The 13987-nt window shown below is 43.1% G+C and carries 15 protein-coding genes; 6 read left to right on the top strand and 9 right to left on the bottom strand.

The genetic code is table 11. The features are described from left to right. Positions 1-8: 8 nt before the first annotated feature. The 9 genes from xthA to AB4140_RS18250 all read right to left on the bottom strand — a co-directional run bounded on the left by xthA (position 9) and on the right by AB4140_RS18250 (position 8806). Entirely contained in the window at positions 9-818 is an 810-nt protein-coding gene (xthA, locus tag AB4140_RS18290; RefSeq protein WP_372002096.1) for an exodeoxyribonuclease III, read from the bottom strand. Next, positions 818-1117 (bottom strand): YciI family protein, encoded by a 300-nt coding sequence (locus tag AB4140_RS18285; protein ID WP_372002094.1) that lies wholly within the window; start codon positions 1115-1117, stop codon positions 818-820. Before AB4140_RS18285 ends, xthA begins: the two co-directional genes overlap by 1 nt. 18 nt (positions 1118-1135) lie before the next feature. Next, positions 1136-1681: a septation protein A gene (locus AB4140_RS18280; protein WP_076537104.1), complete on the bottom strand. Its 546-nt coding sequence runs from the start codon at positions 1679-1681 to the stop codon at positions 1136-1138. Positions 1682-1976: 295 nt separating this feature from the next. Further along, positions 1977-2801 (bottom strand): tryptophan synthase subunit alpha, encoded by an 825-nt coding sequence (gene trpA / locus AB4140_RS18275; RefSeq protein ID WP_372002092.1) that lies wholly within the window; start codon positions 2799-2801, stop codon positions 1977-1979. Positions 2802-2811: 10 nt separating this feature from the next. Further along, positions 2812-4017, bottom strand: coding sequence for a tryptophan synthase subunit beta (gene trpB, locus AB4140_RS18270; RefSeq protein WP_102437427.1), 1206 nt, complete (start codon positions 4015-4017; stop codon positions 2812-2814). Between the two features lie 73 nt (positions 4018-4090). After that, positions 4091-5542, bottom strand: coding sequence for a bifunctional indole-3-glycerol-phosphate synthase TrpC/phosphoribosylanthranilate isomerase TrpF (gene trpCF, locus AB4140_RS18265; protein ID WP_102519773.1), 1452 nt, complete (start codon positions 5540-5542; stop codon positions 4091-4093). Further along, positions 5542-6582, bottom strand: coding sequence for an anthranilate phosphoribosyltransferase (gene trpD / locus AB4140_RS18260; RefSeq protein WP_102437425.1), 1041 nt, complete (start codon positions 6580-6582; stop codon positions 5542-5544). The genes trpCF and trpD overlap by 1 nt, the downstream gene beginning before the upstream one ends. Next, on the bottom strand, positions 6582-7217 hold the full coding sequence (locus AB4140_RS18255; protein WP_102437589.1) for an aminodeoxychorismate/anthranilate synthase component II: 636 nt from the start codon (positions 7215-7217) through the stop codon (positions 6582-6584). Before AB4140_RS18255 ends, trpD begins: the two co-directional genes overlap by 1 nt. 38 nt (positions 7218-7255) lie before the next feature. Beyond that, a complete protein-coding gene (locus AB4140_RS18250; RefSeq protein WP_102437424.1) occupies positions 7256-8806 on the bottom strand; it encodes an anthranilate synthase component 1 in 1551 nt (516 codons plus the stop codon). 475 nt (positions 8807-9281) lie between these two features. Between AB4140_RS18250 and rnm the strand changes: the two genes are divergently transcribed. From rnm to AB4140_RS18220, 6 genes are all read left to right on the top strand, one after another. Further along, complete coding sequence (rnm, locus tag AB4140_RS18245) at positions 9282-10142, top strand: RNase RNM (protein WP_102437423.1); 861 nt, start codon at positions 9282-9284, stop codon at positions 10140-10142. Then, positions 10139-10759 (top strand): L-threonylcarbamoyladenylate synthase, encoded by a 621-nt coding sequence (locus AB4140_RS18240; protein WP_372002089.1) that lies wholly within the window; start codon positions 10139-10141, stop codon positions 10757-10759. The genes rnm and AB4140_RS18240 overlap by 4 nt, the downstream gene beginning before the upstream one ends. A gap of 241 nt (positions 10760-11000) precedes the next feature. Beyond that, positions 11001-11789 (top strand): ScpA family protein, encoded by a 789-nt coding sequence (locus tag AB4140_RS18235; protein ID WP_372002087.1) that lies wholly within the window; start codon positions 11001-11003, stop codon positions 11787-11789. 33 nt (positions 11790-11822) lie between these two features. After that, positions 11823-12410, top strand: coding sequence for an SMC-Scp complex subunit ScpB (scpB, locus tag AB4140_RS18230; protein WP_102437419.1), 588 nt, complete (start codon positions 11823-11825; stop codon positions 12408-12410). Continuing rightward, on the top strand, positions 12411-13283 hold the full coding sequence (gene rluB, locus AB4140_RS18225; protein ID WP_076537086.1) for a 23S rRNA pseudouridine(2605) synthase RluB: 873 nt from the start codon (positions 12411-12413) through the stop codon (positions 13281-13283). It begins immediately after the preceding gene. A 244-nt stretch (positions 13284-13527) separates the two neighbouring features. Next, positions 13528-13863: a hypothetical protein gene (locus AB4140_RS18220; RefSeq protein ID WP_102437417.1), complete on the top strand. Its 336-nt coding sequence runs from the start codon at positions 13528-13530 to the stop codon at positions 13861-13863. Positions 13864-13987: the final 124 nt, after the last annotated feature.

Below are 13987 nucleotides of genomic sequence, written 5' to 3'. Positions count from 1 at the left end.
TCAGAAAACTAGTCTGAAAAAGTACTCCAAATCGGTGCGTGATCTGATGGTTTTTCAATAGCGCGTAAATCGTAATCTACGTCTGATTCAGTCAGCCTTGGCAACATAGGTTTGGTCACCATCACCACATCAATACGTAAACCGCGGTTATCCACAAAGCCCTTACTGCGATAATCAAACCAAGAATAACGCTCAGTGCGATCTGGGTGTAATTCACGGAAACTATCAACAAAGCCCCAGTCTTTTAATGTCGCTAACCATTCACGCTCTTCTAGTTGGAAACTACATTTTCCGCTTTTAAGCCAACGCTTGGCGTTCACTTCACCAATACCAATATCTAAATCAATCGGTGAAATATTAATGTCGCCAATAATAGCGATATCTTCATCAGGGGTATGGTTGTCAGCTAAATGCTGCATTAAGTCTTGATAGAACTTACGTTTAGCGGGGTATTTAGTCTCATGGCTGATGTTTTCCCCTTGTGGGAAATAACCATTCATCACAGTAAGAATACGGCCATTAGCTTGAGTAAACTTACCCATAATCATCCGGCGCTGTGCATCTTCTGCATCGCCACTAAAGCCTTTAATGACTTCAACAGGTTCAGCTTTTGACAGCATAGCCACACCGTAATGCGCTTTACCACCGTGATAATGTACGTGATAACCCATGGCTTCGACGTCAGCGACTGGAAATGCTTCATCGTGGACTTTGGTTTCTTGCAGGCCAATAACATCAGGCTGGTGGCTGTCGATTAACGCTTGCAGCTGATGCAAACGTGCTCGAATACCGTTGATGTTAAATGAGACGATTTTCATTACACAAGTACTCGCTTGAAAGGTTTAACAATCACACTTGCGTATACGCCAGCTGCAATATATGGGTCTTCATCAGCCCATGCTTGTGCAGCGACTAATGACTCAAAATCGGCGACTACTAAAGAACCGGTAAAGCCTGCTTCACCAGGATTTTCATTATCAATAGCAGGATGAGGGCCTGCAACAAGCAAACGACCTTCGCCAGCCAATGCTTCTAGGCGAGCTAAATGAGCAGGGCGGGCAGCCATGCGCTTTTCTAAACTGTTTTCAACATCTTGTGACGAAATCATGTACCACATAAGTAAGTTTCCTTAAGTTTATTTTGCTTGTTCAGACTCATCATGTTCCATATGTTTATACAGATACACAACGGTAATAACAGTATTGACCAGTGTTAATGCACTTAAGCCAAAGACTTTAAAGTTGACCCAGGTTTCTAGCGGCAAACTGAAGGCAACATAGATATTAGCCAAACCACAGGCAACAAAGAAGGTAACCCAATACCAAGTGACGTTGGCCCAAATGTTATCAGCACACTTCATTTCTTTGCCAAGCATGCTTTTTAAAATTGGCTTGCCAATTAACTGGCTGACAAGTAATGCGATGGCGAAGAAGGCATAGACTATGGTGACTTTCCATTTAATGAATGCGTCATCATGGAACACTAAGGTTAAGGTGCCGAAAAAGGTCACCATGGCAAAGGTGATTAAATGCATTTTTTCGACTTGTTTATAGAGCAAATAAGTCACGATAAGCTGCACGGCTGTGGCAGCAATTAGCGCACCTGTTGCAGTATAAATATCATAAAATTTATAGACGGTAAAAAAGATAACCAATGGCAGAAAATCAAGCAGTTGTTTCATTAGATGCAATAACCTAAAAGTAAGTGTTAGCAGTCCGTTTGCTAAAGGAAAATAATGGCTCAAAGTGTAGCAGTTACCGCAGCTGATCTGAAGTTGATTCGCCGTCGTTCGGCTGAACTTGGGGAAATTTTGATAAGTTTTTATTGATCGTTGAGGATCGGTATTGGCGCTGTGTATGTTTGGCCCCATTAATATAAAAAAATGCCGCAATCCTATTGGATTACGGCATATTTAGTTTCAATGTTTTGCTTTAATTAACGTCAGCTTATGTCCGTTGACTTGTAAGCTTACTCAATTAGCCCTTATGCGTCGCCGCTTTCATATTACGGGTAAATTCAGCTAACTGTTGTAGCAATGCCGCTTCATCGTGCTGGTTTCGCTCAATGATTTTCACTACAGCAGAACCTGAAATTGCGCCAGCAGCGCCAGCGTTAATAGCTTCACTGACTTGGCTTGGCTCAGCAATACCAAAACCTAATAATGGTGGCGGTGCATTATATTCAGCCAGTTTAGCGAGTATTTGATCAATGGGCTGACCAGCTTTTGACTCTGTTCCTGTTACCCCAGCACGAGATAACAAATAGGTATAGCCTTGACCTTCAACGCTGACCATTTTTAAGGTGTCGCTATCAGCATTAGGCGGGGCGATAAAAATTGGCGAGATCCCGTGTTTTTTAGCAGCTTCACTAAAGGGAGCTGACTCTTCAACGGGCACGTCCGCAATTAGCACAGAATCAACACCGGCTTGTTGCACTTTGCTATAAAACGCATCAATGCCATTAGTAAACACAAGGTTTGCGTATAACAATAAGCCAATAGGCATATCTGGGTATAACTCACGCACTTGGGTGAGCAGCGCAAAGCAATCAGCCACTGTGGTGCCAGAGTCTAGGGCACGTAAGTTTGCGCCTTGGATCACAGGGCCATCTGCTAATGGATCTGAAAACGGAAAGCCTAACTCTAATGCGTCAGCGCCGTTATCCACTAGGGTTTTAATGATGTTAAGTGATACTTCAACCGATGGATCGCCTAAGGTCACAAAAGGCACAAAAGCGCCTTGTTTTTTAGCGGCTAATTCAGCGAAAGCAGCTTGATAACGATTGGTATTATTTACAGACATGTTGATTTCCTTATTTCGCAGCATCAGCTGAAGCACGTTGTTCTAGAATGTCAGAGACGGTGAAAATATCTTTATCACCACGGCCCGAAAGGTTAACCACTAAAATGGTTTCTTTGGTTGCCTCTTTTGCTAATCGTACGGCATAAGCGATCGCGTGAGCTGACTCTAATGCTGGGATAATCCCTTCAGTGCGAGCCAATAACTGGAAACACTCTAAGGCTTCATCATCGGTTGCTGACTCATATCGAGCGCGGCCAATTGAATTTAAATAAGCATGCTGTGGACCAACAGATGGGAAATCAAGACCTGCTGACACTGAGTATGATTCTTCAATTTGGCCATCGCTATTTTGCATTAGCGGCGCTTTCATCCCAAAGAAAATACCAGTTTTACCGTGCTTTAACGGCGCGCCGTGCATTGGGGTATCAATGCCTTTACCTGCCGGCTCAACGCCAATAAGCTCAACGTCTTTTTCATCAATAAAGTCAGCGAACATGCCAATGGCGTTTGAACCTCCACCGACACAGGCAATCACGGCATCTGGTAAACGGCCTTCTTTTTTAAGAATTTGCTGTTTAGTTTCTTCACCAATCATGCGCTGAAATTCACGTACAATTGTCGGAAATGGATGCGGCCCAGCAGCTGTGCCTAATAAGTAATGTGCTTTGTCATAACTTGCAGACCAGTCACGCATGGCTTCATTACAAGCATCTTTAAGGGTACCTGAGCCTGAGGTGACAGGGATAACTTCTGCGCCCATTAACTTCATTCTAAATACGTTAGGTGATTGACGCTCAACGTCTTTAGCGCCCATGTAAACTTTACATTTAAGCCCTAATAACGCACAGGCTAATGCCGATGCAACGCCATGTTGGCCTGCTCCGGTTTCTGCAATAATTTCTTTTTTACCCATACGTTTTGCCAGTAATGCCTGACCTAATACTTGGTTAGTTTTATGGGCGCCGCCGTGGAGTAAGTCTTCACGCTTTAGGTAAATTTTTACCATTGGGTTAGGGCTTAAATTACGGGTTAATGTCAGCGCAGTTGGGCGGCCAGCATAGTTTTTCAGTAAATCAGTAAACTCTTTTTGAAACTCAGGATCTTCTTGAGCATCAACAAAGGCAGTTTCTAGTTGCTTAAGAGCAGGGACTAGAATTTGTGGCACATACATGCCGCCATATTCACCAAAATAAGGGTCTAACTTAAGCTTTGTCATGGGTATTCCTTAATGATTCTGTTTAATTTTGTTGTTTAGCAGGCGCTTTGCCATTCAGTCTTGCCTAATGGCACTAATTCTTTCTAATGGCGTTAAAGGCTAAATTAATTTTGTGTGCATCTTTAATTCCGGGCGCAGATTCAACCCCTGAATTAACATCTAAGCCATAAAAGCCTTGCTGGTTGGCTTCAAATATATTTTCGGGTGTCAGCCCACCTGCAAGCATGGCGTTATCTCGTTCAGTCGCTGTTATAACTGATGAATCGAGTAACCCTTGCCAGTTAAATGTCTCGCCGGTGCCGCCAAATCCAGCACTATTTTTACTATCGAATAAGTATCGGCCACAGCCTTGTGCTTTATCGCCAACGGTATTGGTGCTGCTTTCTACGCTCACCGCTTTCCAAATTTGGCAATCAAGCTTGGCGCTTGCGAGTAATTGTTTTAGCTCGCTTATGTCGGCGCTGGTTTCATTACCGTGTAATTGCACTACCTTTAAACCAACAGCCTTGACGGTTGCAACGATTTCAGCATTGGCTTGATTGACAAATACGCCGACAAAATGAAGTCCAATGCCTGCTTGCTGGCTTTGGTTAACAAGGTCTGCCGCGTGTTCAACGCTGACATGACGTGGCGATTTTGAATGAAAGATTAATCCGCCAAATACCGCGCCCGCTTGAGCTACCACGCTAATGTCTTCAAAACGGGTTAAACCACACACCTTATTATTGCCAAAAATGAGCTGACGACAGGCTAAATCAATATCATCTTGGGCCATAATTGAACTGCCAACAAGGTAGCCATCAACCAGTGGATTTAATCGCTTAACTTGTTGGTTGGTGTAAATGCCAGACTCACTAATAATAACTCGGTCAGCTGGAATTTGCGGCGCTAAGGCTTCTGTCATGGCAAGGTCGGTACTTAAGTCACGCAAGTTACGGTTATTAATACCGATAATAGCGGCATTAAGTTCAATTGCTCGGTCTAACTCTTGTTGATTACTGACTTCAGTTAAGGCATCTAAATTGTATTTTGCGGCTTCAGCGGCTAAAAGCTTGTATTGCTCATCATCAAGTACTGACAACATTAATAGCACTGCATCGGCGCCTTGATGAGCCGCAAGCTTGATTTGGTATGGGTCAACAAAGAAGTCTTTGCATAAAATAGGTTGGCTAACGCGAGCGCGTACTAACGGAATATAGTCTATATCGCCTTGGAAAAACTGCTCATCGGTTAATACTGAAATACCGGCGGCATATTTGACGTAAATGTCGGCAATGGCTTCAACATCAAACACAGGGCGAATGAGGCCTTTAGAAGGGCTGGCTTTTTTACATTCAAAAATATAACCGGCATTGGGTGCCTTAAGCGCATCAAACAAACTACGGTCTGAAATTTTTGGCTGTAAGCTGGCTTCAGGGTAGCGCAATTTTAATGAGGCAATATGCGCTACTTTGGTATCAACAATCTTGGTTAATACGTTTGATTCTTTATCCGCTGTATTAGCGCCAGAGTTAGTGGTAGTCATTATTTCGCATCCTCTTGTTGGCTTGCTGCAGCGAGTTGGGTTAATACTTCATAAGCTTTACCACTGTTGATGGTTTCAAGTGCTAACGCTGTGCCTTGCTGTACCGTGTCACACACACCGCTGACATAAAGCGCACAGCCGGCATTAATGGCGACAGCGTCACGATGAGCAGGTTGGCCTTCACCTTTTAAAATTGCTTGGGTGATAAGGGCATTGTCACTTGGCTCACCACCTTCTAGTGCTTTAATTTCTGCAGGCTCAACACCTAAGTCTTGTGGGGTTAATTTATAAAAACGAATTTTGCCATCATTAAGCTCAGCTACTTGGGTTTCGCCATGTAACGCAACTTCATCTAAACCGCTGCCATACACCACCATTGCACGTTTCACGCCTAAGGCATTAAGCACATTGACAATCGGCGCGATTAGTTTCGGTGAATACACCCCAAGTAACATGGCTTCAGGTTTTGCTGGATTAATCAGCGGGCCTAGAATATTAAAAATGGTGCGAGTTTTAAGGGCTTGCCTTACAGGCACAGCATGTCTTACACCGGCATGGTAATGGGGCGCAAACAAGAAACATAAACCAAAATCATCAACACATTTACTGGCAGATTCAGGGCTCATGGTTAAGGCTATGCCGCAGTGCGATAGCACATCAGATGCGCCCGATTTACTCGATACGCCGCGATTACCATGTTTAGTGACTTTTGCTCCTGCAGCTGCAGCAACAAAAGACGCGGTAGTAGAGATATTAATGGTGTTATGGCCATCGCCACCTGTGCCAACAATATCGACTACGCCTTGGCTTAACGACGATGCGCTTCGTGGGAAAGGTTTAGCCGCTCGACGCAGCGCATCTGCAGCACCTGTTATTTCATCAATGGTTTCGCCGCGCATTTTTAGCGCCACTAACATGCCCGCCATGGCGACGGGATCCATTTCGCCAGCAACAATAGCACTAAATAATTGCGCACTTTGGCCGCGAGTAAGGGCATTACCTTGGTATAGCGAGTCTAAAAGTGGTTGTAGCTCAGCCATTACAGGGCTCCTTTAACTGGTGAATCAACACTAGCTGACGTATCAACATCTGCAGATGTTTGAGTTAGGTAGGTAAGCGTTTGCGTTAATAAGGTGCTGCCTAAAGTGGTTAATATTGATTCTGGGTGAAATTGAAAACCCACCACTTTATCTTGAGGATGCAAAATTGCCATTGGCATATCATCTGTACTGGCAATGACCTCTAAACATGCCGGCACTTGAGTGGCGACTAAGCTGTGATAACGGGCAACGGGCAGAGGTGAAGGCAGGTTAGCAAATACACCTTCGCCATTATGAATGGTTGGACTGGCTTTACCATGAACGACAAAAGGAGCGCGTTCGACTTTACCGCCGTAATGCTCAACCATGGCTTGATGACCCAGACAAATTCCCAACATAGGGACTTTACCCGCCACTTTTGCAATAAGCTCCATCATGCAGCCTGCTTCGTGAGGCGCACCGGGGCCGGGAGATAATACTAATGCGGCTTTACCGTTTTCGCTTATTAGCTTTTCTGCTAAATAATCAGCACTGACATCATTACGATAAATCATCACTTCAAAGCCTAAGCAGCGGAATTGATCCACTAAGTTGTAGGTAAATGAGTCGAAGTTATCGAGTAAATATAATTTCATATTATTGTCTTGGCTGGCAGTTGTGTTTAAAAGAGTGCTCATAGTCCGCCTCCCATTTTAATTGCTGAAATAACGGCTTGTGCTTTTTGGCGGGTTTCGTTGGCTTCAGCTTGGGGATCGGAGTCAAACACCACACCCGCACCAGCTTGAATATGGGCAACATCATGTTTAACAAAGGCTGAGCGGATCACAATACAGGTATCCATATCACCTAAACCATTAAGGTAACCGACAGCGCCGCCATAACTGCCACGACGAGCTTGTTCAGCTTGTCTAACTAACTGTGAAGCACGAACTTTAGGCGCGCCAACTAAGGTGCCCATATTCATACTTGCTTGGTAGGCATGTAGTGCGTCTAAATCTTCGCGTAATTGACCTGTCACCCGACTCACCAAATGCATCACGTGAGAGTAGCGGTCAACTTTTAATAACTCGGCCACTTTACGACTGCCGCTTTGACTAATACGAGCAATATCGTTACGGGCCAAATCCACTAACATTAAGTGCTCAGAGAGCTCTTTTTTATCAAGGCGCAGTTCAAGTTCAATACGGCTATCTAAATCAAAATCAATCTGGCCATCGGCAGTTTTACCCCGTTGGCGGGTACCCGCAATTGGGTAGATTTCAACTTGATTGGTGGCGGCTTCATATTTAAGGGCGCTTTCAGGTGATGCGCCAAATAAAGTGAAATCAGGACCACGAAAGTAAAACATGTATGGACTTGGGTTAGTCAGTCTTAATGCGCGGTATGCACCTAGAGTATTAGGGCAAGGCAAGCTAAAGCTACGTGAGGGGACAACCTGGAAAATATCGCCAGCAACAATGTGCTCTTTTAAATCAACCACGGTTTGTTTAAAGGCGTCATCGCTGATATTGACTTGAGTCGGGGCATCAATACTGACCAATGGCGCAACTGCTGCCAATGTTTGGCAATTGGCTTTAAGCTGAGTAACTCGCTCAAGCAGTGACGAGGCTTGAGCTGCACTGTCGAAAAATTGATGAGTAATAATGTCGGCTTGCTGGGTTTGGTGGTCAACCAAGATTAAGGTTTCAGCTAAATAAAATAAGTAATCAGGGCAATCGTTGTCGGCATTAGGAACATCAGGTAGCGGCTCTACCGTATCAATCAAGTCATAGGCCAACACACCGCCTAAAAATAAGTCCTCAAAAGCATCACTTTGATCAGTTTGTATGTGCTGGACAAACATTCTTAAACCATCAAGGGGTGAGGTGGACTTTAAGCGGGCATCTTCATCTTGTAGCTCTTTGGCTTTAGCAAGATGAATGGTAATAACATTATCTTGGCGTTGTTGCTCACTGGATTGGAAAAAGTTACTGATTGGCGTAAGTAAGCTGGCGCCGTTATCAGTTAATGCAGTAAAGGTGAGCTGGTAACCATCACAGCGGACCATCATGGCTGCATGGGTCAATACAATACTTTTAAGATGATCTTTGCTTTCTATTTCTGCTGACTCTAACAACATAGTATGCGGCGCATTAGCAGTAATATGCTGATAAAGACTAAGCGGGTCAGCGTGATATGCTAAGGTCTGCTTTTGGGTTACCACATGGGCAAATTGATGTTCCATAATGCTTATTGCGCCTCGCTTATAGTGTGCTTTTTCATACTCTGTTCTCTTCATTTTAGCTTGGATTGCGTTAGTTTTATTGGAGAGTGCAAGCCGTAAATAGCAAAAAAGCCCACATCTCTGCGGGCTTTTTAGTAAAATCTTGTGTTATTTAAATAACCACAACGCTTCACACCACCCGTTAATTTGGGAAGTGCCACCACCAACTGATGTTTAACGCGTTAAAGTTTGTCATTTAAAAAGGTTCTCTTTATGTCATTTGCAGGTCATTTCACTGCGAAGTCATTTATAATGGGTTTTATATTCTGTAACTAGCTATAGAAGACCTTAGCTGGCTTATAAAGTCAATTGAATATTTCTCAAATTTATTATTTTTTTACAACTAGCGACTAAAGCAGTAGCAATTTGATGTATATGTAGCAAATAAACGCTAGATGGCTAAGCATTCTAACAAAGTTTAAAGTACAATAACCTAATGATAACAGACTCCCTATTGGCCGATCTTCACAGCCACACGACCGCATCTGACGGCGTACTCACTCCAGCTGAACTTGTTGAACGTGCCATTGATAAAGGCGTGCAAATGCTCGCTATTACTGATCATGACACCGTTGCTGGATTGGCTGAAGCGCATCAATACAATAACCAACATTCCACGCCATTAAAACTTATTAATGGCGTTGAAATTTCAACTCGTTGGAATAACTTTGATATTCATATTGTCGGTTTAAATTTGGATATTACCGATGCTGCGCTACTTGCGTTTTTAACAAACCAACGTGAATTACGTGAGCAACGGGCTAAAGACATTGGTATTCGTTTAGCTAAGGCGGGTATTGAAGGTGCGTATGAAGGCGCACAAAAATTTGCAGCAGGCGCAGCTATCAGTCGAGGCCATTATGCGCGCTGGTTAGCTGAAAAAGGCTATGCCAAAGATATGCCGAGTGTTTTTAAACGGTATTTAGCCCGCAATAAAACCGGTTATGTTCCCAATAATTGGGGCGATATGGCCAGCGCGATTAATATTATTCACCGTAGTGGTGGCGTTGCGGTATTAGCTCACCCAAGCGGGTATAAGCTATCTGCTAAATGGCTTAAAAAATTAGTCCGTGAATATAAAGAAGCGGGCGGTGATGCGATGGAAGTCGTATTAGGACAACAAAGTATTGATGATAGAGCCAACTTGGTCGCATTAAGTCATTTGAATAACCTAATGGGGTCAATTGGCAGTGATTTTCATTTTCCAAGTAATTGGATTGAGTTGGGTAAAAATTTATTCCAACCTGCTGGAATACAGTGGGTGTGGCAAGCAGAATCTTGGACGGAGCGAACATGAGCCAATTTTTTTATATACATGATGAAAACCCGCAGGCGAGATTAATTAGCCAAGCGGTTAATATTTTAAAACAAGGTGGGGTGATTGTTTATCCTACCGATTCAGGTTATGCACTGGGCTGCATGATCGGTGAAAAAGATGCCATGACCCGTATGGTGCGCATTCGTAAGATTGATAACGACAATAATTTTTCGTTAATGTGTCGCGATTTATCAGAATTAGCCAATTTCGCTCGAGTGGATAATCAAGCTTACCGCTTATTGAAAAGCTGCACACCTGGGCCTTATACCTTCATCTTTAAAGCCAGTAAAGAAGTGCCGCGTCGACTACAATGTGACAAGAAAAAGACCATTGGTATTCGTGTGCCAAACAATTTAATTGCACTGGCATTATTGGAAGCGTTAGAAGCGCCAATTATGTCTACCAGTTTAGTGATGCCAGATGCAGAATTTGCTGAGTCTGATCCTGAGCATATTCGAGATATTTTAGAGCACAATGTCGATGCTATTATTCATGGTGGTTACCTTGCTGAAAATCAAACCACGGTTATAGATATGTCTGAAGGCGATATCGATATAATTCGTCAAGGCGCCGGCGATACCAGTATTTTTGAATAACCCTTGCAACGGTTGAATGCACAAGTTTGATTGATAGTGGTTTCAACCACAGTCAATAGTGCGTATAATCGCGCGTTTGGTAATTTCTCGCTAAAATTAGATGCAGATATTTGCTGAATACTTAGTTGATATAAGTTTAATCTTTGTGAAATACAACAGATATAGCCAAACAGTAGTAATGTAGTTTAATAAGTTATTTGACTTAGAAAGCTGATTTTAATCATTAAATTAAGGGACGACAATGCAAGGTATCCAGAAAAGTTTACCTTTAGCGGTTGTTCGAGGCGAAGCGTTTGACGCAATGCCTAATGATTTATTCATTCCTCCTGAAGCCCTTGAGGTGTTTTTAGAAACATTCGAAGGCCCGCTAGATTTATTGTTGTACTTAATTCGTAAGCAAAAACTCGACGTTGTTGACTTACCAATAGAAAAAATCACCAGCCAATATTTAGCTTATATTGAAATTTTAACCGAAGCGCGAATAGAGCTTGCCGCTGATTATTTAGTCATGGCAGCCACATTAGCCGAGATAAAATCACGACGACTGTTGCCTAAAATGGCAACCGAAGAAGACGATGATGAAGATCCTCGGGTAGTTTTGATTCGTCAATTGAAAGCTTATGAAGTTATCAAACAGGCATCAGCTGATTTAGATGAACTTCCGAGGCTAGAGCGAGATGTATTTTTAGCGAAAGCGACACTCTCGCCCAATGTAAAACCAATGGTGATGCCACCTGAAGTGTCTTTAGTTGATATTGCTCAAGCATTTTCAGAGGTACTCAAAAGAATTGATGCCAACGAACATCACCATGTAAAACGCGAGCTATTATCGACCCGTGAACGCATGAGTCAGATATTAGCTTTACTATCGACCGAGCATTATGTGCCATTTACTGATTTATTTGACATTAGTGAAGGCCGAGCTGGCGTGGTAGTGAGCTTTTTAGCTTTAATGGAACTGGTTAAAGAGCTATTGGTTGATTTGGTTCAAAACGAGCCGTTAACCCCCATTTATGTCAAAGCGTTTTAAGCTGCATTGCACAAGATACGATAAAGGATGACCATGCAAATAAACATGATTCAATTAAAACAATTAATCGAAGCCAGTTTATTTGTGTTGGGTAAACCACTAACCGTAAAAGCATTAAAAGACACAGTATTAGTGAAATTTGATGTCTCTCGAGCACGCATTAAAGAATGCCTCGATGAATTACAACAAGATTATCAAGAGCGTGGGGTACAACTGGTCGAAGTGGCTGGTGGTTATCGCTTTCAAACCCAAGAGCTGTTAAGTGAATTCTTACAACCATTGTGGCAAGAGAAATCCCCTAAATATTCACGTGCGACCTTAGAAACCTTAGCAGTAATTGCATACAGGCAACCAGTTACTCGCGGTGATATTGAATATGTAAGAGGTGTGGCCGTCAGCAGCCACATAATAAAGAGTTTAGCTGATAGACACTGGGTAAAAACAGTGGGTCATAAAGAAGTGCCTGGGCGACCGGCACTCTATGCCACCACCAGTGAATTTTTATCTTATTTTGGCTTGAAAACCCTAGCAGACTTACCGTCGCTATCGGATGAAGAGTCATTGCAGGCGTTATTTGAGAAAGTCTCAATGGCGTCACAACAAACAGAAGAGTCGAACTAGATGAGCGAAAAATTGCAGAAAGTCTTGGCCCGTGCAGGCCATGGCTCCCGTCGTGAGATGGAGGCATGGATTGCTGCAGGCCGTGTTAGTGTAGACGGAGAAATTGCCAACTTAGGTGATCGCGTTGAAGCAGAAGCTAAAATCCGTATCGATGGCCGTGCTATAACCATCAAAACCGAAGATGACATTATTTGTCGTGTGTTGGCATACCATAAGCCAGAAGGTGAAATTTGTAGTCGTAAAGATCCTGAAGGCAGAACAACGGTTTTCGAACGTTTACCGACAATACGTGACTCACGTTGGGTAGCGGTAGGGCGTTTGGATATCAATACTTCAGGTTTACTGTTATTTACCTCTGATGGTGAACTAGCTAACCGTTTAATGCATCCATCAAATGAAGTTGACCGTGAATATGCGGTGCGCACATTTGGTGATGTACCTGAAGCGGCAGTTCAACGTCTTCGTAAAGGCGTGACATTAGAAGATGGTCCTGCCAACTTTGATACCATCAAAGCTGCTGGTGGTGAAGGCCTTAATAAATGGTGGCATGTGACCCTAAAAGAAGGGCGTAACCGCGAAGTTCGCCGCTTATGGGAATCACAAGAAGTGCAAGTTAGCCGTCTTATCCGTATTCGTTACGGCATGGTTGAGCTACCTAAGTCACTACCTCGTGGCGGTTGGGTTGAACTGGATATGGAGCAAGTAAACTACTTGCGGCAAGTTGCAGGTCTAGAGCCTGAAACTCGCACCATGTTAGGTACTGATAAACACAGTGTCGCTCGTGCTAAAGTGAAAGGCGCTAAGATCCGCCGAGCCGTGCGTAAGCACAAAACTACCGCAGCGCGTCCTAAATCAAACCGCCAGCGTAGTTAATACGTTTTAGTACGTGCTTGTTTGACACAAAAGGCCACACTATGTGGCCTTTTTAATACCTAAAACCTCTGCCTACTTATTAAAACACCCGTAATAAAGCATTATTAGTTAGTCATTTCGTGGTGTTTTGCTATTAATCTCATAATTCCCTATCGCTAACTTGAAACTGTGATATCTGCTAACTATATTTAATGTTGATGATTTTTTCATCAATTACGTACACTTACAGTTAAGGGAGTATTCAATGAAAAAGTTAATCGGTGCCATCTTTGTGTGTCTTATCTATGGCTGTGCTTCATCGCCAGCAACCTGGAAAGGAATGTCAGAAAGAGATATTGCAGATTGGAAAGCGATAGGCTTTGATGCAGCTAAAGCTCAAAAATGGAGTAAGAGCGGCTTTAATGCTGAACAATCACAGCAATGGAGCGAAGCGAGCTTTAATGTTGAGTCAGCAGCTGAATGGTCAAAAGAGAAATTTAATCCAGAAGAAGCGGGTACATGGAAGCAGTCAGGGTTTGAATTAGAAGATGCCATAGAAGATCGAGCTAAAGGCCTAACGCCAGTAAAAATGGATAACTAGTATCAGATCGCAAATAGTGAGTACGAAATGGCAGCACAAACCACAAAATTGCTGCCGAAATAGTCAAACAGAAAGATAATGACAATTTATGCTTTACACCAGACAGTGAGATAGCTATTATCTC

The sequence above is a fragment of the Shewanella sp. 10N.286.51.B2 genome, from assembly GCF_041469265.1.
Classification (GTDB): Bacteria; Pseudomonadota; Gammaproteobacteria; order Enterobacterales; family Shewanellaceae; genus Shewanella.
The sequence above is the reverse complement of the archived record's forward strand: the minus strand, read 5'-3'. Positions and strand labels throughout refer to the sequence as shown.

Excerpts from the sequence above, each read along its gene's own strand:
- xthA (WP_372002096.1), bottom strand. The coding sequence starts at position 818 with ATGAAAATCGTCTCATTTAACATCAACGGTATTCGAGCACGTTTGCAT.
- AB4140_RS18285 (WP_372002094.1), bottom strand. The coding sequence starts at position 1,117 with ATGTGGTACATGATTTCGTCACAAGATGTTGAAAACAGTTTAGAAAAG.
- AB4140_RS18280 (WP_076537104.1), bottom strand. The coding sequence starts at position 1,681 with ATGAAACAACTGCTTGATTTTCTGCCATTGGTTATCTTTTTTACCGTC.
- trpA (WP_372002092.1), bottom strand. The coding sequence starts at position 2,801 with ATGTCTGTAAATAATACCAATCGTTATCAAGCTGCTTTCGCTGAATTA.
- trpB (WP_102437427.1), bottom strand. The coding sequence starts at position 4,017 with ATGACAAAGCTTAAGTTAGACCCTTATTTTGGTGAATATGGCGGCATG.
- trpCF (WP_102519773.1), bottom strand. The coding sequence starts at position 5,542 with ATGACTACCACTAACTCTGGCGCTAATACAGCGGATAAAGAATCAAAC.
- trpD (WP_102437425.1), bottom strand. The coding sequence starts at position 6,582 with ATGGCTGAGCTACAACCACTTTTAGACTCGCTATACCAAGGTAATGCC.
- AB4140_RS18255 (WP_102437589.1), bottom strand. The coding sequence starts at position 7,217 with ATGAAATTATATTTACTCGATAACTTCGACTCATTTACCTACAACTTA.
- AB4140_RS18250 (WP_102437424.1), bottom strand. The coding sequence starts at position 8,806 with ATGGAACATCAATTTGCCCATGTGGTAACCCAAAAGCAGACCTTAGCA.
- rnm (WP_102437423.1), top strand. The coding sequence starts at position 9,282 with ATGATAACAGACTCCCTATTGGCCGATCTTCACAGCCACACGACCGCA.
- AB4140_RS18240 (WP_372002089.1), top strand. The coding sequence starts at position 10,139 with ATGAGCCAATTTTTTTATATACATGATGAAAACCCGCAGGCGAGATTA.
- AB4140_RS18235 (WP_372002087.1), top strand. The coding sequence starts at position 11,001 with ATGCAAGGTATCCAGAAAAGTTTACCTTTAGCGGTTGTTCGAGGCGAA.
- scpB (WP_102437419.1), top strand. The coding sequence starts at position 11,823 with ATGCAAATAAACATGATTCAATTAAAACAATTAATCGAAGCCAGTTTA.
- rluB (WP_076537086.1), top strand. The coding sequence starts at position 12,411 with ATGAGCGAAAAATTGCAGAAAGTCTTGGCCCGTGCAGGCCATGGCTCC.
- AB4140_RS18220 (WP_102437417.1), top strand. The coding sequence starts at position 13,528 with ATGAAAAAGTTAATCGGTGCCATCTTTGTGTGTCTTATCTATGGCTGT.